This is a genomic window from Aurantimonas aggregata (assembly GCF_010500835.1).
GTDB lineage: Bacteria > Pseudomonadota > Alphaproteobacteria > Rhizobiales > Rhizobiaceae > Aurantimonas > Aurantimonas aggregata.
The window spans coordinates 60,431-78,834 of sequence record NZ_JAAAMJ010000003.1 but is presented as its reverse complement, the minus strand read 5'-3'; the positions used below and the strand labels follow the sequence as shown (position 1 = coordinate 78,834).

The window sequence follows — 18,404 nt, the reverse complement described above, 5'->3', positions numbered from 1 at the left end:
CCACTTGATCGCCGGGAAGTCGTTCAGGCGAACAGCCGCGTGCCGCGCTCCCCGATCGAGCGGAAGCTTGCCGCGACATGCGCGGCCAGCGCCTCGGCGACGGCCCCGGCACCGTCGCGCCGTGCGAGCGACATCCGGTAGGAGCCGAGCGGCGGCAGCCCGTGTTCGGGACCGAGCCGCACCAGGCTGTCCGAGACGACGCTGAGCGGCAGCGGCGCGATGGCCAGGTCGGCGGCGACGGCGGCGATCTGGCCCTGGCAGAACTCGCTGCGATAGGCGAGGCGGTAGTCGATGCCGGCGCCGTCGAGGGCGCCCAGGGCCATGGCGCGCCAGGAACAGCCGTGATCGGCGAGCGCCAGCGGCAAGGGCCGCGTCTCCGCCGCAATGCCGCCCCGCGCGCCGATCCACACCAGCGGCTCGGTGTGGATGATGTTCGGTCCGTCTGCGGCGGTCTCGCTGGCATGGATCGCGATGTCGAGTTCGCCGTTCGTGCACAGCCGCTCCAGCTCCACCGTCCGGTCCAGCAGCACCGCCACCTCGACCCGCGGATGGGTCTCGGCAAAACGGCGCAGGATATCCGGGATGGCGATCATGCCGGCATCGTTCGGCACGCCGAGCCGGACGCTGCCCTCGCAGCAGGGCGGCTCGGTGAAGCGGGTGAAGGCCTCGTCGTTGAGCTTCAGCAGTCGGCGGGCATAGCCGAGGAAGATCTCGCCGTCCGGCGTCAGCGCCACGCTACGCGCGTCGCGCCGGAACAGGTCGCGGCCGACAAGGTCCTCGAGCTTCTTGACCTGCAGGCTGATCGCGGACGGGCTGCGATGCACCCGCTCGGCAGCGCGCGAGAAATTCCCGGTGTCGGCGATCGCCACGACGGTGCGCGCGAGATCCATGTCGAGATTGGGCAGGGTCGCTGACATCCGAACGCCTTTTGTTAGCAGAACTCAAAAACAGCGTTACAGCTTCTCGTTTCTCCAATCAATGAGGACACCTCATATTATCGGCATCAGCAATTGGAGGTTCTCATGTTTAAATCCCTGTACGACCCCCGCCTCGGCGACGAAGACGCCGATCTGCCGGCTTCCGGTCTCGTCACGCGGCTCAAGTCTTGGACCGTCGAGCGGCGCCGGCAGCGACTGCAGCGGGACGCGTTCAACACGCTGCTGCGGGTCGACGACCATATCCTCGTCGACGTCACCGGACTGACCCGCGCCCAGGTCGAGCACGCGGCCAGGCTGCCGCTCAGCGTCGACGCCGTCGAAAGCGTCCGCTTGAAGCAGGCAGACGGGCAGCGCCGGTAGGCAGGCGCGCCTGTTACGCCGAAATGGCCACCAACCAATGAATAAAGGCGCGCCCCGAGGGACGCGCCTTTAAAATCCGATGCGAAGAGAGGGAGCCGATCAGGCGGCGTCTTCGGCCTTGTCGCCGGCGATTTCCTGGCCGGTTGCCTGGTCGACGACCTTCATCGAGAGGCGGACCTTGCCGCGCTCGTCGAAGCCCATCAGCTTGACCCAGACCTTCTGGCCTTCCTTGACGACGTCGGTCGTCTTGGCGACGCGCTCGGCGCCGAGCTGGCTGATGTGCACGAGGCCGTCGCGGGCACCGAAGAAGTTGACGAAGGCGCCGAATTCGACGGTCTTGACCACCGTGCCTTCGTAGACCTCGCCGACTTCCGGCTCGGCGACGATCGAGTGGATCCACTTGCGGGCCGCCTCGATCTCCTTGCCGGACGAGGAGGCGATCTTCACCGTGCCGTCGTCCTCGATGTTGATCTTGGCACCGGTCTTCTCGACGATCTCGCGGATGATCTTGCCGCCCGCGCCGATGACGTCGCGGATCTTGTCGGTCGGGATCTGCATGACCTCGATGCGCGGCGCAAACTCGCCGAGCTCGGCGCGGTTGGTCGACAGCGCCTTGGCCATCTCGTCGAGGATGTGCAGCCGGCCGCCCTTGGCCTGGTCGAGGGCGATCTGCATGATCTCCTCGGTGATGCCCTGGATCTTGATGTCCATCTGGAGGGCGGTGATGCCTTCCGACGTGCCGGCGACCTTGAAGTCCATGTCGCCGAGATGATCCTCGTCACCGAGAATGTCCGACAGCACCGCGAAGCGCTCGTCTTCCTTGATCAGGCCCATGGCGATGCCGGCGACCGAACGGGTCAGCGGGACGCCCGCGTCCATCAGTGCCAGCGACGTGCCGCAGACCGTCGCCATCGAGGACGAGCCGTTCGACTCGGTGATCTCGGATACGGCGCGGATCGTGTAGGGGAACTGCTCCGGTGCCGGCAGGATCGGACGCAGGGCGCGCCAGGCGAGCTTGCCGTGGCCGATTTCGCGACGGCCGGGCGAACCCATGCGGCCGGTCTCGCCGACCGAGTAGGGAGGGAAGTTGTAATGGAGCAGGAAGCGCTCCTTGTACGTCCCGGTCAGCGCGTCGACGAACTGCTCGTCGTCGCCGGTGCCGAGCGTCGCCACGACCAGTGCCTGGGTCTCGCCGCGGGTGAACAGCGCCGAGCCATGGGTGCGCGGCAGGACGCCGGCTTCCGACACGATGGCGCGGACCGTCTTCAGGTCACGGCCGTCGATGCGGTTGCCGGTGTCGAGGATGTTCCAGCGAACGATCTTCGCCTGCAGCGACTTGAACACGGCGCCGACGACTTCCTTGGGAGCCTTCGGCTCTTCGCCCTCGGGCAGGAAATGCGCCATGACCTTCGCCTTGACGGCGTCGACGGCGGCATAGCGGGCCATCTTGTCGGTGTTCTTGTAGGCGTCGCGCAGCTCGCCTTCGACCATCGAGAGCATTTCCTGCTCGAGCGCCGAACGGTCGGGAACCTGGTGATCGCGGGGCTCCTTGGCGGCGTGCTCGGCGAGCTTGATGATCGCGTCGATCACCGGCTGGAAGCCGCGGTGGCCGAACATGACGGCGCCGAGCATGACGTCCTCGGCCAGCTCGTGGGCTTCCGATTCCACCATCAGCACGGCGTCCTCGGTGCCGGCGACGATCAGGTCGAGCTTCGACTCGCCCATCTCGTCGACATGCGGGTTCAGCTTGTACTCGCCGTTGATGTAGCCGACGCGGGCGCCGCCGATCGGGCCCATGAACGGAATGCCCGACAGCGTCAGGGCGGCGGAGGCGGCGATCATCGCGACGACGTCCGGGTCGTTCTCGAGATCATGCTGCAGGACGGTGAGGACGACCTGCGTGTCGTTCTTGTAGCCTTCGGCGAAGAGCGGGCGGATCGGACGGTCGATGAGGCGCGAGGTCAGCGTCTCCTTCTCCGAAGGACGGCCCTCGCGCTTGAAGAAGCCGCCCGGGATTTTGCCCGCGGCGAAGGTCTTCTCCTGGTAGTTGACGGTCAGCGGGAAGAAGTCGAAGCCCTGCTTCGGCTGCTTCTCGGACACCACGGTCGCGAGCACGACGGTCTCGCCGTAGGTCGCGAGCACGGCGCCGTCGGCCTGCCGGGCGATCTTGCCGGTCTCGAGGGTGAGCGGACGGCCCGCCCAGTCGATTTCCACCTTGTGGGTATTGAACATGTTCTTGCCTTTTCATCCTGCGCTCCGTGGTGCCCGCTTGGGGCGCCGGAGCCGGAGCGCGTTTCGTGGTCGAAACGCATCACGGGCAAGACGACGGGAGGCTTCACGGGAACCCTGGTCGGTTCCGCCGCGGTGGCTGGCCACCACGTCTTCCGGAAGCATCCGGCAATCCTGCCCCATGACCGTTCGGTGGTCGGACGCCGCGACTGGTTCGCGGGATCCGGGGCTGTGGCGCACCACAGGTGCGCCGAAATGCGACCGGCGGGCCCTGGTTTTCATCCAGGACCCGCCGGAGCGAAATTGGTTAGCGGCGCAGGCTGAGGCGGCCGATAAGCGTCTGGTAGCGCTCTTCTTCCCGCGACTTAAGATAGTCGAGGAGGCGGCGGCGCTGCGAGACCATCTTCAGAAGGCCACGACGCGAGTGGTTGTCCTTCTTGTGGTCCTTGAAGTGACCGGTCAGATTGTTGATGCGCTCGGTGAGGATCGCCACCTGGACTTCCGGCGAACCGGTGTCGCCTTCCTTGGTGCCGTATTCCTTCATGAGCTCTGCTTTACGCTCAAGCGTGATCGACATCGAAATCCCTTTCTTGGAAAATGAGGGTTCGGTCGCCCTTGGCCGGGATGTCGTCCAGCGAGGGCCATGAATACGCGGACCGACACGAGGTCAGTCGGCGCCTGCCGCATATAGGCCAAAAATCCGGGCATGGCTAGCCGCACTGAGCAAGCGGGCGCCCTGTTGCGGAGGCGCTCGGCCGCTTTGACAGAAACAGGAAAGGTTGATATCAACTAAAAAGGCAGGAGAGGACGGTTCGCTGAACAGGAGGATGTCATGCAGTGCATCGCGACACGTGACGAATGGATGGCCGCCCGGCTGGCGCTGCTCGCCAGCGAGAAGGCCGAGACCCGGATGCGCGACGAGAACCGCGCAAGACGCCTCGAACTGCCCTGGGTGGCCGTCGAGGCCGACTACCGTTTCGAGACGCCGCAGGGCGAGAAGCGCCTCGCTGACATCTTCGACGGCCGCAGCCAGCTGGTCGTCTATCATTTCATGTTCGGGCCGGACTGGGAGGCCGGCTGCCCCGGCTGCTCGTTCCTCGCCGATCATCTCGACGGGACACTGGCGCATCTCAACCACCACGACGTGACGCTCGTCGCGGTGTCTCGCGCGCCGCTCGAAAAGCTCGAGTCCTACAAGCGCCGCATGGGCTGGCGCTTTCCCTGGGTCTCCTCGCTGGGCAGCGACTTCAACCGCGACTTCCACGTCTCCTTCAGCGAGGCAGAGCTCGCCTCGGGCATGGTCCGCTACAATTTCGAGGAAATCCCGGCCGATCGCGCCGCACCCGAACTGCCCGGCCTCAGCGCCTTCACGAAAGACGGGCAGGGCCATGTCTTCCACACCTATTCCAGCTACGGGCGCGGCCCGGAGGAGCTGATCGGCACGCTGATGATCCTCGACCGGGCGCCTAAGGGGCGCAACGAGGACGAGACGATGGATTTCGTGCGCCGTCACGACGAATATGAGACTGGCGCGCCGCAGGGCGTCGCGGCGGAATGAACCGCAGCCGGCTCCGGGAGGGAGCTCGCCGGGCAATGAAGGGCCAATCGAGAGGGATGACGCATGCCACAGGGTGACTTCATCTGGTGCGAACTGATGACCAGCGACGCCAAGGCGGCGGAGGGCTTCTATCGCGACGTCGTCGGCTGGACGGCGGACGAGACCGGCGTGGCGGGCATTCCCTACACGACCTTCAAGGCCGCCGGCGCGCCCGTCGCCGGCCTGATGGAACTCTCGGCGGAGATGCGCGATGCCGGCGCCAGCCCCGGCTGGCTAGGTTACGTCTACGCCGGCGACGTCGACGCGACGGCCAGGCGCGTGACGGAACTGGGCGGGGTGATCCACCGCGCTGCCGAGGACATTCCGCAGATCGGCCGGTTTGCCGTGGTCGGCGCGCCCGACGGCGCGGTCTTCGCGCTGTTCAAGCCGAGCGACGGCGGCGACGGCCCGCCGCGAGGGCGGATGGTGCCCGGCCATGTCGGCTGGCACGAGCTGATGGCCGGCGAGCTGGAATCTGCCTTCGCCTTCTATGCCGAATTGTTCGGCTGGGTCCGCACCGAGGCGATCGACATGGGGCCGATGGGCATCTACCAGCTCTTCGCCGCAAGAGACGGCGAGGAGGCGATCGGCGGCATGATGACCCGTCTGCCGGAGATGCCCGCCAGCTTCTGGCTGTATTATTTCAACGTCGAAGCGCTCGACGCCGCGCTCGAACGCGTCACCGCCGGCGGCGGCACGCTGATCAACGAACCGATGGAAGTGCCGGGCGGCGCCTGGGTCGGCCAGTGCCTCGATCCGCAGGGCGCGATGTTCGCCCTGGTGGCGCTGCGCCGATAGGCTTCAGCGCTGGCAGACCGGGCAGAAGAAGGTCGAGCGGCCGGACTGGACGATACGCCGGACGACGCCCCGGCAATCGTCCCGTTTGCACGGCTCGTCCTCGCGGCCATAGACGGCGAAGCTGTGCTGGAAATAGCCGAGCGAGCCGTCGGCCTGGCGATAGTCGCGCAGCGACGAGCCGCCGGCGGCGATCGCATCGGCGATCGTTGCCCGGATATCCTCGGCCAGTCGCACCAGCCGCTGACTGGCCGTGCCGTCCTTGCGCACGATCGTCCCCGAGGCGCGGCGCGGGGACAGCCGCGCTCGCCACAGCGCCTCGCAGACATAGATGTTGCCGAGCCCGGCGATCACCTTCTGGTCGAGCAGTACCGCCTTCAGCGGCGCAGTACGGCCGGCGAAGAACGGCGCCAGCGCCGCGCCGGACAGCGCGTTCCCCGTCGGCTCGATGCCGAGCCCGGAAAAATGCGGATGCGTGTCGAACCCCTCGCGCTCGATCAGGCTCATGTAGCCGAAGCGGCGCGGATCGTTGAACACGACGCTCGCATCTGCGCCGTCGCGGGTCGTGAGAGCGAAGCGCACATGGTCGTGCAGGCGCTCGGCTGACCGCGGATGCGCGAAGACGCCGGGCACGACGGCGCCCTGTGGGCTCTCGATGCGGAACGAGCCCGACATGCCGAGATGCATCGCCAGCACCAGCCCGCCCTCGATGTCGGCGAGGAGATATTTTGCCCGCCGGCCGAGCGCTTCGATGCGTTTTCCTGCCAGCCTTTCGGCGAAGCGCTCCGGCAGCGGGAAGCGCAGATCCGGCCGCGACAGGACGACATGATCGATGCGCGCGCCCTCCATGACGTCGACGAGCCCGCGGCGGACGGTCTCGACCTCTGGCAATTCCGGCATTTTCGATTAAGTCCCTGATCCATGGACGCGCCCGCCGGGTGCGCCCGGCGTCTCGCTCTGTCACGCAAGGCAAGCGAGGCCAGCGCCTGCCCATTATCCCGCATCCGGTCGATGCGATGCAACGAAGGTGCCACCCATGTCGCGAACCCGTGCCACCGGAGCCGAAGCGATGGAGACCGCCTATGGCTTCTCCACCGTCACGGGCCGCGAGGAAAAGCAGGCGCGCGTCAACGAGGTGTTCCACCGCGTCGCCGAGCGCTACGACCTGATGAACGACCTGATGTCCGGCGGCCTGCACCGGCTCTGGAAGGGTGCCATGGTCTCCTGGCTGTCGCCGCCGCATCGCGCCGGCTGGCGCTTCATCGACGTGGCCGGCGGCACCGGCGACGTCGCCTTCCGCATCGTCGAGGCCTCGCGGCGCAAGGCGTCGGGCACCGTCCTCGACATCAACGCCTCGATGCTGGGCGTCGGCGCCGAGCGGGCGGTCAAGCGCGGCCTGCAGGACAATCTCGTCTTCGTCGAAGGCAATGCCGAGAAGTTGGCGCTGCCGGATTCCAGCTTCGACGCCTATACGATCGCCTTCGGCATCCGCAACGTGCCGCGCATCGACCTCGCCCTGGCCGAGGCCTATCGCGTCCTGAAGCCGGGCGGGCGCTTCCTGTGCCTGGAATTCTCCGAAGTAGACATGCCGGTGCTCGACAAGGTCTACGAGGCCTGGTCGTTCAAGGCGATTCCGCAGATCGGCCAGCTGGTCGCCCGCGACCGCGAGTCCTACGAGTATCTCGTCGAATCGATTCGCCGCTTTCCCAACCAGGAAAACTTCGCCAGTTCGATCCGCGCCGCCGGCTTCGAGCGGGTCACCTATCGCAACCTGTCGGGAGGCATCGCTGCCATCCATTCCGGCTGGAAACTCTGACGGGATCTAGCAACCCTTGGCCCATCCCGTAACCGGCACGATCGCCCTCATCCGGGCCATGTACGTGCTCGCCCGCGAGGGCGTCATCGCGTCGTTCCCGGCCGAAGGCTTGCCGCCCGGTCCGGCGATGTTGCACCGCCTGGCGCGGCTCGTCGCCCGCGGCTCGACCGAGGAGCGCGCCCGCTCGGACAATCTGTCGCGGGCACTGCACCGGCTGGGCCCGTCCTACGTCAAGCTCGGGCAGTTCCTCGCGACGAGGCCCGACCTCGTCGGCGTCGACACCGCCCGAGAGCTCGGCACCCTGCAGGATAACGTGCCGCCGTTCCCGCGGGAACTGGCCGTCGCGGAGATCGAGACGACGCTCGGCCGACCGCTGGACGTCTTGTTCATCGATCTCGGCGAGGTCGTCGGCGCCGCCTCGATCGCGCAGGTCTACAAGGCCCGGATCCGCAACGAGGACGGCAGCGAGCGCTTCGCTGCGGTGAAAGTCATCCGGCCGGGAATCCGGGCGCGCTTCCGGCGCGAACTCGACACCTTCGCCTTCATTGCGCGCTTCCTCGAGCGCTACATCCCGGCCGCCCGCCGGCTGCGGCCGATCGCGGTGGTGGAAACGCTCGCCCAGTCGACGCGCATCGAGATGGACCTGCGGCTGGAGGCGGCGGCGGCCTCCGAAATGGCCGAGAACACGGCGGACGACCGCGGCTTCCGGGTGCCGGCGATCGACTGGGAGCGCACCGGCCGCGACGTCGTCACCATGGAGTGGATCGACGGCATCAAGATGAGCAATGTCGCGGCGATCGCCGAGGCCGGCCACGATTTGAAGCAGCTCGGCGTGACGGTCGTCCAGTCGTTCCTGCGCCAGGCCATGCGGGACGGCTTCTTCCACGCAGACATGCACCAGGGAAACCTCTTCGTCGCGCATGACGGCACGGTGGTGGCGGTCGATCTCGGCATCGTCGGGCGGCTCAGCGACGAGTCCAAGCGCTTCCTCGCCGAGATCCTCTACGGCTTCATCCGCCGCGACTATCGCCGCGTCGCGGAGCTGCATTTCGAGGCGGGATACGTCCCCCGGACGCAGGATGTCGCGAGCTTCGCCCAGGCGCTGCGGGCGATCGGCGAGCCGATCTACGGCCAGCCGGCCGAGACGATCTCGATGGGCCATCTCCTGTCGCTGCTGTTCGAGGTGACCGAACTCTTCGACATGCGGGCGCGGCCCGAACTGGTGCTCCTGCAGAAGACCATGGTCGTGGTGGAGGGCGTCGCGCGGACCTTCGATCCCAAGTTCAACATGTGGGTGGCGGCCGAGCCGGTCGTCTCCGACTACATCCTGCGCGAACTCGGCCCGGCGGCGAAGCTGCGCGAGGCCCGCGACGGCATCGAGGCGATGCTGCGGCTGGCGCGGCGCGCGCCGGATCTGGCGACGGGGCTCGAGATCCTCGCCAAGCAGATGCCCGACCTCATCGAGAACGGCATAAGGCTCAACGACGACACGCTGAAGGACCTCGCCTCCGAAAAGCGCGCCAGCATCATGTCCGGCCGCATCGCCCAGTGGGTCATCGCCCTGTCGCTGCTCACCATCGCGGGGTCGCTGGTCTTCGGCTGACGGCCCGGGTCAGTCAGCTCTGAAGGGAGCCGGCGCCGCTGTCTCCAGCAGCGCCGGCTCCCTGTCATCGTTCAAGACGTCAAGGCGTTACGTCGCCCTCGTCCTTGCCGTTCCAGTAGTGGATACGGTCGGCATGGACCCGGATCAGCACCACGCCGGGCGTATCGATGCCGTCCTCGAACCAGTAGTCGAGGTCGGAATTCCAGTGCGCCTCGAACTGTGCCTTGTCGCGGATCAGCTCTGCCGTACCCTCCACCGAGATGAACAGCGGCGGCTTGCCGAGCAGGCCTGCCTTGCCCTGGAAGGAGAGGCCCACCTTCGGGTCGCGCTCGATGTCGGAGACCGTCCGCGCCTCCTCATAGGTGAAGAAGAACGAATCGCCGTCATAGTCGACGTCGCGGTTGTTGCTCATCGGGCGCGCGGCGATGTCGCCGGCACCGGTTTTCGTGGACAGCATGGCGAAGTCGATGTCGCGCATCGCCTCGGCGAGGTCGGAAAGGGTCATGTCGCTCATGGAAGGCTCCGTTGTTGTCGGAGCCTAACGCGCTCGCCCGCCGACGGGTCCATCGCGGACAGCGTGTTGTCGAAGCGGCTTAACATGGCACACTGCCGCAGGGCATGGGCGCGCCCTCGCCCCTTCCTACTGGCCGTCGTCGCTCGGGGCCGTCGACAGGCTTTCGTACCAGTCGGCGTAGGCGGTCTTTTCCACCATCCGCCGATTGAGATCGGGCGCGCCGTCGTCCCACCAGACCGGGCCCCGTTCGCCGAGATGCCGCTTGGCGGCATCGACCCGCGCCCGCGCCTCGGCCTTCCCGGCGGCGTCGTCCTTCGCGTCGCGGACCGCGCGCCGCGCAGCCATCAATTCGTCGACAAGCGCCTGACGCCGCGCCGGATCGAGCGACGGGTCACTCGTTCGCCAGAGGCGGCCGCGAACGACGAAGTAACGGCCGTCGGGTGTGGTCGGGTAGTTCGTCGGAGGCATTTTACACCCTCGCCGAGGCCAAGATCATCGTCGAGAGCTGGCGGCGCCACTACAACACCGTGCGCCCGCACTCCTCGCTCGGATACAGGCCAACGGCGCCGGAAGTCTTCCTGCCGGCATTCGCCCCATGCCCACACCCCCGCTCGCTGGCCCAACGGCCGACGATCCACTAACATTCAAACTGGACCCGTCAGTGGGGGCGGATCAGTCCGGCGGCCGTCGAGCGACCATGCCCCGCAGATTCGACCTGACCGGTCAGGGCGAGAGGGACGCCGCGGAGCATCCCTCATCCCTCGTCGACATCGCGAGGCCCCGACTTCCCCCTCACGACGTCATCGAGGTCCAGAACCCGATCAAGGAGCACCTTGCCCTCGAAGACGGGCTCCGTTCCAGGTAACGGCTGACTTAGCCCGGCCGATAGTGAATAGCGGCTAGGATTTCGCCGCTGTGTCGGTCGGATGCGCTGTAAAGCTAACTACTGCGTCAATCCAACAAGTCCGTAGGCACGACACTAATTGGCCGACTTCAGGTCACGCTAGGCAGTTATTCGCTGCAGGCGTCTCGGATCCAAGAGAGCAAGGGCCGACAAACGTAAATTAACGGTCTCGCGCGATCTTCCTCCTGCATTCAGGGAGCTCGCAATGACGACAGGGCATGGCTCGGACGATGTTATGCCAGAGCTCATCGGCATCATGTACACGTCCCAGAAATCGGTAGCATTGGTCGGTGCAGCACTCGTTGCGACTTGCCTAGCCATCTACATCAAAGACGGCGATCCAGTTGTCGCGGTCACCGCCGCTCTTTCAATCATCATCGTTGCGGGCAGGGTCCTCAACTCGGCAGCATACCATCGCGCTGCCGCCGAGGTCACGACTGCCCGGATCGCGCGGATCTGGGAGATACGCTATGCGATCGGGGGAGCCGCATTCGCGGCGGTCGTTGGGCTGTTTGCCGCTTATGTAATCTGGAGCGGAACGCCAACATCTCAGCTCTTGGCCGCGACTGTCATGCTTGCCTACCCAACCGGCATGATCGCTCGCGTCGCCGTCCGTCCTGCTATCGCGCGATTGCACCTGGCGTTGGCTCTATCGCCGCCGATCGTCGCTGCCCTGAGCCTCGGTACGCCCGAGCACTGGATGCTCGCCTTGCTTTTCACGACCTACCTTTTGGCAGGCGTGGAGATCATCCGTCACCTCGCAAGCACGATCGCCGATCGAGTGCATTTGCATCAGGAGGTCACGCGCCGAGCGACCCACGATGATCTCACGGGCCTTCCGAACCGTGCGCACTTCCGAGCTCGCCTGGCTGAGGCTCACCGACGTCTCGAACGCTACGGCACACGATTCGCCGTGCATGCCTTCGATCTCGACCACTTCAAGACCGTAAATGACACTCACGGCCACGCCGCCGGTGATCGCGTGCTCCAGCAGGTCGCAGAGCGCGTGTTGGCAACTGTGCGTTCGACGGATGTCGTCGCTCGACTTGGGGGCGATGAGTTCGCGATTCTCCAGTTTCCGATCGGCGAGTGTCAGGAGGCCGAGATCCTGGGGAGGCGCGTCGCGGCTGCGGTGTCGCAACCTCTTCTGGACAAAGGACAGCGCGTTCTTGTCGGCGCCAGCGTCGGGGTGACCATCTGTAATCACAGCGCCGGCACCATCGATGAGATCATGCATCAAGCCGACACCGCACTGTACGCGGCAAAAGCCGCGGGCAGAGGCCGATCGGAAGTCTACCCTCAATCCTGATGTCCGGGGTTTGGATGTCCCCGAGGAGGGCGGATCTGCCATGCCACAGTCGCTCGAAGGGCAGCATCCGGCCTTCAACCATCGCGGCCTTGTGCCCTGCGGCAACGCGTATCCAAGGGGCCCGGTCCTCGCCGGAGAGCCGGAAGCATTCCTGAACGCTCGGCGATCGTGTCCGCTTTCCTTCCTCGGTGGTCACTTGGGAAACGGACGGGCAGGGTTCCCACAGCATTCGCGGAAACCTGCCCTTCGGCTTCCGACCCTTCCGGTCGTTCGAGAGGCCATTCCGAACCAGCCGATAGCGGTCGTCCATATCCTGTCCCGCGCTTGCCATGCGCATAAACGATCTATAAACGTTTCGTATAGCCAGCGATGGAGGCAAACATGGGTCTGGTAAAAATCGACGACGACCTGCACGAACAGGTTCGGCGGGCGAGCACGGTGATGTGCCGATCCATCAACGCGCAGGCCGAGTTCTGGATGAAGATCGGGATGCTCGCCGAGTCCAACCCCACTCTGGCCTTCAACGACATCGTCAGGGCGCAGCTTGATGCAGCGGATGTCCGCCTGGCATCAGCCGCGGCAGCTTGACGGGCGTGCACACCAGAAAATCGAGCAGAATAGTGATGACTTTCCACGACGAGATCACGGCGTTTTTCGCCGGCTATGTCGATGCCTTCGCCCGCCGCGACGCGAGTGCGTTGAGCGAGCTATGGGAGCCGGTGGGGCTCTTCCCGTCGCCCACCGGCAACTTCGCCATGCCGAGGGACGCGTTTCGCGACCACTGCGTGACGCTGATGGAGTTCTATCGTCAGCAAGGTGTCGTTCACCCCCTGGGCGACCTTCTATCCGCGAGCGAGCTCTTCCCGGACGTCGCTCAAGCGCGCATGGCCTATCGGATGCAGGGAGAAGGCGACGAACTCATCGCGGCGTGGGAGCACGTCTACATCCTCCGTCGAAGCGATCGCTGGCGGATTTCCTTGACGATCGCGGACGGCGAAATGGCGGCATGGGCCGCGCGAGGCGCGCAACTTTGATCCGGCAACCTGGCGTCCTCCCGGATACCGCGCAGCACTGCTCGGACTGAGGCGATCGCACCGCCTCGTTCTGGAGACTTCGACAGGGCGAAGTCAGTGGCTGCTTCTCACGCCGTTATCCTGAGAACTCACCGACCGCTGTCCACCTCATCCGTCCCGGGCCGATGGGAGCCGACGTTAAAAAAGCGGACGGAGGGCTTCGGCCCGATTCAAGACGAACCGAGCGTCCGCTTGGGTATCCGAATGCAGCCGATGCCGGGCACAGGTACGATTAGCCGGGGGAGAAGCGTCGGCGCAGCCAGGAAATGGCCAACCGGTTCAATTGCTCCGGGCGCTCCTCGGGCGTCCAGTGCCAACAATCCGGCACGACATGTCGCTCGAGATCTTTCACATAGGCACCCATGCCCTCCGCCATGCTCGGCCGCAGGACGACGTCGTGCTCGCCCGAGACCATCATCGACGGGACGCGGATGGTCTGGTCCAAGTCGAGCCCGGCCTTCCAGTTGCGCGACAGGTTGCGATACCAGTTGATGGCGGGCGTAAAGCCGGTACGCTCGAAGCGCTGCGCGTAGAAGTCCAGTTCGTCGGCATTCAGCACGTCCCTGCCGGGAAGCGGAGTCGGGAACGGCTTTCCATAGTACGCCATGTTGGCGACTTCCGCCGGCATGGAGCCCCACTCTGCGGATGGCATGTGGTCCTTCCGGTATGCGTTCCGGATGGTCCCGCGGGGATCGCGGTCCATCGCCCTGTCGGCCACCTTCCCGTCCTGGAAAAGGAGGACGTACATGTCCGGGCTGTAGACGTTCCGCATCTGCGTGATCGGATCCACCCGCGGGTTGGCGACGAAGGTCGGGCCTGCGGGCCTGGCGGCATCGACGAGATCCGGATGGAGCCAGAGCATCCAGTGGGGGATGAACGGGGTGTTGACCCCGATGACGCCCATCACGCGCTCCTCGTGGAGCAGAGGCATCTGCCACGCCAGCAGTCCGCCCCAGTCGTGCCCCATGAACACGGCCCTCTCGATCCCGAGTGCGTCCAGGAGCCCGACGAGGTCGCCGGTCAGATGGGCGATGTCGTAGTCCTCCACGCGGGGTGGCGCGTCGGTGAGACCGTAGCCGCGCAGGTCGGGAACGATGACGCGGTAGCCGGCTGCAACCAGAGCGGGGACCTGGTGGCGCCAAGTGAAGGCCAGTCCGGGGAAGCCGTGCAGCAGGACGACGGCCGGACCGGAGCCTGCCTCGTGGACGGCCATTCGGATCCCATTGGTCTCGATGAAGCGGACGGGCGGCATGACAGCCGCCTGCCCGAACGCCGGCATGATGGAGGCCGCTGCGGCAGCGCCTGCGCCGACGAGAAGGGCTCTGCGAGAAAACATCGAAGCCACCGAAACGATACGTGTGACCATCAGCGCACCTCCAACGTCAGAAGACCGCCGCCCGCCGCCTTCAGCCGCGTCAGGTAGGCGGCCGGGTCGAGCACCTGGAACGGAAAGTACAGCCCGGCCGGTGTCGCCGGATTTCCGTCCAGCCCCGTCAGTCGCTCGAGCAGCATCGACACGCCCAGCGCCGTCAGCGGTGCCGCTCCCTGCGGATGGAAAACCGCATGGCGGGTGCGGAGCGCCTGGCCCGAATGATCCCGTCCGTTGAGCTCGATGACGATCTCCGTCGACTTCGGTTCGCCGCGGCGGCGGCTGGAACTGACGCCGGTCGCGATGTTGAACTGGACGTTGGGGGCGCCGGTCGCGGTCGCCAGGCCGACGACGTCGATGGACGAGAACCCTGACGCTTCCATCCGTGTGCCGTCGATGGCGTGGAACGCGGTCACGGCATCGTCTTCGCTGCGCCAGATATAGGCGCCGCCCTGCCGCGTGAGCGCGGCCGGCATCATCCTGTGCAGGCGCTCGAAATCCTCGGCCACGGCGGGACCGCCGCCATCCTCTTCGTCGACAAGCGCGCCGATGACGATATCGTCGATCCGACTGTAAGCCTTGGCCGCATCGAGGGTCGCAACCGTTGTCGCGCCGACCAGCCACTCGTAGCCGAGCACGACGGGTGCCGCCGTCGGCTTGAGCATGAAGTTCCCGATTTCGGGGGCGATCTCGTAGATGCCCGAGGAAATGCCGAGATGCGGCACGCCCCGCGCCAATGCGAACTGTAGTCCGGCGAGGCGATCGTCCGAATAGAAGACCGCGACGGCGCCAACCGGGCGCTCGCCGAGGCCGAGATCGTCGGCGGACGGGTCGAGAACCACGCCCTCCGCCTTGCCCAGTTCGGCAGCCGCTTCCCGGCCCTTGGCGAGATCGCGCCCGCCGATCAGCAGCGGGAGATCGGGGTAGCGGGACCGCAACTCTCGTGCGGCCAAGCGACCGATCGCGCCGTAGCCTCCCATCAGGAGGATTGGATTCAATGACATGGCAATCTTTCCTTTTCCGTCATATAACCTACGGAAAGTAGGTTCGGGACTAATAACCTACTTTTGGTAGTTTACGCAACAGGTGACGACCGGATGGCGATCAAGATCGAAAAGGCAGCGGGAGAGAAGGCGCCTCGCAGGCTGTCGAAGGCGAAGCGCCAGCGCCAGTTGCTCGATACAGCGCTGCGCATTGTTCGGACCGAGGGAGCGGATCGACTGACGCTCGGACATCTCGCCGCGTCAGCGGGCGTCTCCAAGCCTGTGGCCTACGATCATTTCGGGACCCGATCGGGCCTGCTCATCGAGCTTTACCGGTGGATCGACACGGAACGGGTGAATGCGTTCCGCGACGCCATGGCCTCGGGCGAGCGGAGTTTCGAAGAAACCGCTGGCATGCTCGCCTCCGCCTATATCGACTGTGCAGCCGATATGACCGACGAGTTCCATGCCGTCGGCGCTGCCCTCGCCGGGAGCGAGGAAAAGGCGGCGGTGTTCCAGGAATTGCTGGACTACTCCGTCCAGATGTTCGTGTCCGTCCTGACGCCGTTCGGCGCTCTATCATCTGAGGAGTTGGAGCGGCGTTGCGTTGGCCTCGTTGGCGCGGGCGAGGCGCTGTCGGCGGCCATGGTGCGCGGCAAACTCGACAGGACCGAAGCCGCCGGGGTCTTCGCGGCGTTGATCAGGGGCAGTCTGGATGAGCGTCCAGCCTAAGCCGGCAAGAGGCGAAGCGGACAGCTTTCCAAGGCTGATCCTCTCGGCGATCGAACTCTCCAACGGGGTCGCAGGAGGTGTTCCCAACGGTTTGGCTTGCGTCGAAAGCAGACGGCCGCGGTCGAGCGACGCGTGGCCGATCCCGCGCCAGTTGCGGAACTGGAAGATGCAAATCCGAGCCACCTTCCGGGCATACCTCAAGGAAGACCGGGCCCGATCATGACATGGACGCTGGCGTCGAAGGCAACGACTCTGACCATCGAACGACGCACGGTCGTCTTTTGAACTGAAATGTCCACCTTATGGGCCAGATCCCAAAGAAGTCGGACTTCTGCGCGAACCGAGTCAGATCTCAACCCGCGATCACGCAAGCCGTTCGAGACATAGAGGAAGCGGCGAAGGTGACGCTCTTCGAGCGCCAGGGGGGTGGTCTGGCCCAGACCGCATTGTGTGCAGAGCTCTATCGACTGACGGCCTCGGCGTTCCTGGGGTTCATCCGGCGCCGCCCCGCTTCTCTAGCCACGTCTCGCCCCCCCCCAACGGCCTGGCGAAGCGGGATCGCGTCCGGCAGGCGCGGTCGCCAACGGCGCGGAGATTTGACTGAAGGTTGGTTGATGGCAGGCGGGCGCTCGAACAGACGTCCGAGCGCCGACCCCTCAGAGCATGAATCCCAGCACGCGGTCGGCAAGCGAGCCGAACGGTGCGCGCATCATTCCCACCATGCTAAGGCGCGATTGGAAGAGCACGCCTTTCGCATGGCTGAAGGTCTTGAAGCCTTCTTCGCCGTGATAAGCGCCCATGCCGCTCGCACCGACGCCGCCGAACGGCATGTCGTCCTGGGCGAACTGGATGACGGTGTCGTTGACCACCGCGCTGCCGCTCGTGGTGCTCGACAAGACTTTGTCCACCACATCCTGCCGATCGCTGAACACGTAGAGGGCCAGGGGGCGCTCACCCGCGTTGATGCGCGTAATTGCGTCGTCGACGCTGCGACAGGCGACGATGGGCAGGACCGGTCCGAAGATCTCCTCCTGCATGATCTTCATGTCGGGCGTGGCGCCCACAACGATGGTTGGCGCGAGCGTGGTCGATAGTCCTTCGTAGGGCTTAGAGCCGATCTGGACGATCCGCGCGCCCTTCGCACGAGCATCCTCGATCAATCCCACCAATCGGTCATGGTGACGCTGGCTGATCAGCGATGCATAACCCTTGTCGGCCGGGCCCTGTGGATAGGCCTTGCGCGCCTCGGCCTCATAGGCGGTGGCGAACGCCTCGACCTTGTCCTCAGGCACGAAGACGTAGTCGGGCGCGACGCAGGTCTGGCCCGCATTGCTGAGCTTGCCGTAGACAAGCGCCTTGGCGACACGCGGGATCGAATAGTCGTCGGCGACGATCACCGGCGACTTGCCGCCGAGTTCGAGGGTGACGGGAACGAGGTTCTCGCTCGCCGCCCGCATGATCGCCTTGCCCACGCCGGTGCTGCCGGTGAAGAACAGGTGGTCGAACGGCAGTGCCGAGAAGGCGGCACCCACGTCCGGACCGCCGGTGACGATAGCCACCTCGTCCTCTGGAAAGATGCCGGCCAGCATCCGCGACATCAAAGCGGACGTGCGAGGCGTATATTCTGATGGCTTGATCATGACGCGATTACCGGCGGCGAGCGCGGTGGCGAGCGGCATCAGGCACAGCGCGAGCGGATAGTTCCACGGCGACACGATCCCGACGACGCCCAGCGGCTGCATCAAGACCTTGGCGCGTGCCGGGCGGAACTGCATGGCGACGTGACGCGATTGCGGGCGCATCCAGCGGCGCAGATGCTTGCGCAGATAATCGATGCCTTGGGTGACGGGCATGATCTCCATGATCGCAGTCTCGAAGCGCGATCGGTTGCCGAAGTCGGCGTTGATCGTCTCTTCAAACTGCGAACGGAGCGCCAGAATGGCCTTTCTTAGAGTGTTCAGGTTGGCGAGCCGCTGCTCAATCGGCGGCGCACCCGCAGCAACAAAGGCTGCGCGCTGGTGAGCCAGTAAGTCGGCGAGTGTGCCATCGGATGGAATGTTTGCTTGGGTCATCATGGGTAGCCTCCAACGGTTCGTGTGTTAGTCCCGTCGCCCAGTGGCCTGATGACGCCGAGCGATGTTGACGCTGTCTATATGAAGGCATATGTGGGCAGCGTCAACAT

General features: G+C 65.6%; 18 protein-coding genes and 1 pseudogene. 10 read left to right on the top strand and 9 right to left on the bottom strand.

Features of this window, described 5'->3' with window-relative positions; genetic code table 11:
- Positions 1 to 23: 23 nt before the first annotated feature.
- The gene (locus GTW51_RS06560; protein ID WP_163043106.1) at positions 24 to 917 is read right to left on the bottom strand and encodes a LysR substrate-binding domain-containing protein; all 894 of its coding nucleotides are present in this window, start codon (positions 915 to 917) and stop codon (positions 24 to 26) included.
- A gap of 105 nt (positions 918 to 1,022) precedes the next feature.
- Between GTW51_RS06560 and GTW51_RS06555 the strand changes: the two genes are divergently transcribed.
- On the top strand, positions 1,023 to 1,298 hold the full coding sequence (locus GTW51_RS06555; protein WP_163043105.1) for a hypothetical protein: 276 nt from the start codon (positions 1,023 to 1,025) through the stop codon (positions 1,296 to 1,298).
- A gap of 99 nt (positions 1,299 to 1,397) precedes the next feature.
- Here the strand turns inward: GTW51_RS06555 and pnp are convergent, their stop codons facing one another.
- Positions 1,398 to 3,530 (bottom strand): polyribonucleotide nucleotidyltransferase, encoded by a 2,133-nt coding sequence (pnp, locus tag GTW51_RS06550; protein WP_163043104.1) that lies wholly within the window; start codon positions 3,528 to 3,530, stop codon positions 1,398 to 1,400.
- Between the two features lie 304 nt (positions 3,531 to 3,834).
- Positions 3,835 to 4,176 carry a 30S ribosomal protein S15 gene (gene rpsO / locus GTW51_RS06545; RefSeq protein ID WP_343033949.1) on the bottom strand — a complete coding sequence of 114 codons (342 nt, stop codon included), beginning with the start codon at positions 4,174 to 4,176 and terminating at the stop codon, positions 3,835 to 3,837.
- 183 nt (positions 4,177 to 4,359) lie between these two features.
- Here rpsO and GTW51_RS06540 point away from each other — a divergent pair, with 183 nt between their 5' ends.
- Both GTW51_RS06540 and GTW51_RS06535 read left to right on the top strand, forming a co-directional pair.
- The gene (locus GTW51_RS06540) at positions 4,360 to 5,085 is read left to right on the top strand and encodes a DUF899 domain-containing protein (protein ID WP_163043102.1); all 726 of its coding nucleotides are present in this window, start codon (positions 4,360 to 4,362) and stop codon (positions 5,083 to 5,085) included.
- Positions 5,086 to 5,148: 63 nt separating this feature from the next.
- Positions 5,149 to 5,922: a VOC family protein gene (locus tag GTW51_RS06535; RefSeq protein ID WP_163043101.1), complete on the top strand. Its 774-nt coding sequence runs from the start codon at positions 5,149 to 5,151 to the stop codon at positions 5,920 to 5,922.
- A 3-nt stretch (positions 5,923 to 5,925) separates the two neighbouring features.
- Here GTW51_RS06535 and mutM read toward each other — a convergent pair whose 3' ends face one another.
- Positions 5,926 to 6,819 (bottom strand): bifunctional DNA-formamidopyrimidine glycosylase/DNA-(apurinic or apyrimidinic site) lyase, encoded by an 894-nt coding sequence (gene mutM, locus GTW51_RS06530; RefSeq protein ID WP_163043100.1) that lies wholly within the window; start codon positions 6,817 to 6,819, stop codon positions 5,926 to 5,928.
- Positions 6,820 to 6,955: 136 nt separating this feature from the next.
- Here mutM and ubiE point away from each other — a divergent pair, with 136 nt between their 5' ends.
- Complete coding sequence (ubiE, locus tag GTW51_RS06525) at positions 6,956 to 7,735, top strand: bifunctional demethylmenaquinone methyltransferase/2-methoxy-6-polyprenyl-1,4-benzoquinol methylase UbiE (protein WP_163043099.1); 780 nt, start codon at positions 6,956 to 6,958, stop codon at positions 7,733 to 7,735.
- Between the two features lie 16 nt (positions 7,736 to 7,751).
- Positions 7,752 to 9,338 (top strand): 2-polyprenylphenol 6-hydroxylase, encoded by a 1,587-nt coding sequence (gene ubiB, locus GTW51_RS06520; RefSeq protein ID WP_203565937.1) that lies wholly within the window; start codon positions 7,752 to 7,754, stop codon positions 9,336 to 9,338.
- Positions 9,339 to 9,417: 79 nt separating this feature from the next.
- Here ubiB and GTW51_RS06515 read toward each other — a convergent pair whose 3' ends face one another.
- Complete coding sequence (locus GTW51_RS06515; RefSeq protein WP_163043098.1) at positions 9,418 to 9,852, bottom strand: pyridoxamine 5'-phosphate oxidase family protein; 435 nt, start codon at positions 9,850 to 9,852, stop codon at positions 9,418 to 9,420.
- Positions 9,853 to 9,978: 126 nt separating this feature from the next.
- A complete protein-coding gene (locus tag GTW51_RS06510) occupies positions 9,979 to 10,320 on the bottom strand; it encodes a hypothetical protein (RefSeq protein WP_163043097.1) in 342 nt (113 codons plus the stop codon).
- On the opposite strand from GTW51_RS06510, the pseudogene GTW51_RS06505 reads away from it, so the two are divergent.
- The 4 genes and pseudogenes from GTW51_RS06505 to GTW51_RS06490 all read left to right on the top strand — a co-directional run.
- Positions 10,308 to 10,493: pseudogene (locus tag GTW51_RS06505) on the top strand (integrase core domain-containing protein); the annotation flags it as partial. The gene GTW51_RS06510 and the pseudogene GTW51_RS06505 overlap by 13 nt on opposite strands.
- A 498-nt stretch (positions 10,494 to 10,991) precedes the next feature.
- The gene (locus tag GTW51_RS06500; RefSeq protein WP_203565936.1) at positions 10,992 to 12,065 is read left to right on the top strand and encodes a GGDEF domain-containing protein; all 1,074 of its coding nucleotides are present in this window, start codon (positions 10,992 to 10,994) and stop codon (positions 12,063 to 12,065) included.
- Positions 12,066 to 12,446: 381 nt separating this feature from the next.
- Positions 12,447 to 12,653, top strand: a complete 207-nt coding sequence (locus tag GTW51_RS06495) for a ParD-like family protein (RefSeq protein WP_163043095.1) — start codon at positions 12,447 to 12,449, stop codon at positions 12,651 to 12,653.
- A 35-nt stretch (positions 12,654 to 12,688) separates the two neighbouring features.
- Entirely contained in the window at positions 12,689 to 13,099 is a 411-nt protein-coding gene (locus tag GTW51_RS06490) for a Cif family virulence factor (RefSeq protein WP_163043094.1), read from the top strand.
- A gap of 271 nt (positions 13,100 to 13,370) precedes the next feature.
- On the opposite strand, the gene GTW51_RS06485 is transcribed toward GTW51_RS06490, so the two are convergent.
- Together GTW51_RS06485 and GTW51_RS06480 are read right to left on the bottom strand one after the other, a co-directional pair.
- Positions 13,371 to 14,474 (bottom strand): alpha/beta fold hydrolase, encoded by a 1,104-nt coding sequence (locus GTW51_RS06485; protein WP_343033932.1) that lies wholly within the window; start codon positions 14,472 to 14,474, stop codon positions 13,371 to 13,373.
- Positions 14,475 to 14,503: 29 nt separating this feature from the next.
- Positions 14,504 to 15,511: an NAD(P)-dependent oxidoreductase gene (locus tag GTW51_RS06480; protein ID WP_163043093.1), complete on the bottom strand. Its 1,008-nt coding sequence runs from the start codon at positions 15,509 to 15,511 to the stop codon at positions 14,504 to 14,506.
- Between the two features lie 93 nt (positions 15,512 to 15,604).
- On the opposite strand from GTW51_RS06480, the gene GTW51_RS06475 reads away from it, so the two are divergent.
- Positions 15,605 to 16,222 carry a TetR/AcrR family transcriptional regulator gene (locus GTW51_RS06475; RefSeq protein WP_203565935.1) on the top strand — a complete coding sequence of 206 codons (618 nt, stop codon included), beginning with the start codon at positions 15,605 to 15,607 and terminating at the stop codon, positions 16,220 to 16,222.
- A 656-nt stretch (positions 16,223 to 16,878) separates the two neighbouring features.
- Here the strand turns inward: GTW51_RS06475 and GTW51_RS06470 are convergent.
- Positions 16,879 to 18,297: a coniferyl aldehyde dehydrogenase gene (locus GTW51_RS06470; RefSeq protein WP_203565934.1), complete on the bottom strand. Its 1,419-nt coding sequence runs from the start codon at positions 18,295 to 18,297 to the stop codon at positions 16,879 to 16,881.
- Between the last annotated feature and the right edge of the window lie 107 nt (positions 18,298 to 18,404).

What these genes read in the sequence shown, in the direction of transcription:
- GTW51_RS06490 (WP_163043094.1), top strand. Translation starts at nt 12,689, where the DNA reads ATGACTTTCCACGACGAGATCACGGCGTTTTTCGCCGGCTATGTCGAT.
- GTW51_RS06470 (WP_203565934.1), bottom strand. Translation starts at nt 18,297, where the DNA reads ATGATGACCCAAGCAAACATTCCATCCGATGGCACACTCGCCGACTTA.
- GTW51_RS06555 (WP_163043105.1), top strand. Translation starts at nt 1,023, where the DNA reads ATGTTTAAATCCCTGTACGACCCCCGCCTCGGCGACGAAGACGCCGAT.
- ubiE (WP_163043099.1), top strand. Translation starts at nt 6,956, where the DNA reads ATGTCGCGAACCCGTGCCACCGGAGCCGAAGCGATGGAGACCGCCTAT.
- GTW51_RS06475 (WP_203565935.1), top strand. Translation starts at nt 15,605, where the DNA reads ATGGCGATCAAGATCGAAAAGGCAGCGGGAGAGAAGGCGCCTCGCAGG.
- pnp (WP_163043104.1), bottom strand. Translation starts at nt 3,530, where the DNA reads ATGTTCAATACCCACAAGGTGGAAATCGACTGGGCGGGCCGTCCGCTC.
- mutM (WP_163043100.1), bottom strand. Translation starts at nt 6,819, where the DNA reads ATGCCGGAATTGCCAGAGGTCGAGACCGTCCGCCGCGGGCTCGTCGAC.
- GTW51_RS06535 (WP_163043101.1), top strand. Translation starts at nt 5,149, where the DNA reads ATGCCACAGGGTGACTTCATCTGGTGCGAACTGATGACCAGCGACGCC.
- GTW51_RS06510 (WP_163043097.1), bottom strand. Translation starts at nt 10,320, where the DNA reads ATGCCTCCGACGAACTACCCGACCACACCCGACGGCCGTTACTTCGTC.
- GTW51_RS06485 (WP_343033932.1), bottom strand. Translation starts at nt 14,474, where the DNA reads ATGTTTTCTCGCAGAGCCCTTCTCGTCGGCGCAGGCGCTGCCGCAGCG.
- GTW51_RS06540 (WP_163043102.1), top strand. Translation starts at nt 4,360, where the DNA reads ATGCAGTGCATCGCGACACGTGACGAATGGATGGCCGCCCGGCTGGCG.
- GTW51_RS06495 (WP_163043095.1), top strand. Translation starts at nt 12,447, where the DNA reads ATGGGTCTGGTAAAAATCGACGACGACCTGCACGAACAGGTTCGGCGG.
- GTW51_RS06515 (WP_163043098.1), bottom strand. Translation starts at nt 9,852, where the DNA reads ATGAGCGACATGACCCTTTCCGACCTCGCCGAGGCGATGCGCGACATC.
- GTW51_RS06500 (WP_203565936.1), top strand. Translation starts at nt 10,992, where the DNA reads ATGCCAGAGCTCATCGGCATCATGTACACGTCCCAGAAATCGGTAGCA.
- GTW51_RS06560 (WP_163043106.1), bottom strand. Translation starts at nt 917, where the DNA reads ATGTCAGCGACCCTGCCCAATCTCGACATGGATCTCGCGCGCACCGTC.
- GTW51_RS06480 (WP_163043093.1), bottom strand. Translation starts at nt 15,511, where the DNA reads ATGTCATTGAATCCAATCCTCCTGATGGGAGGCTACGGCGCGATCGGT.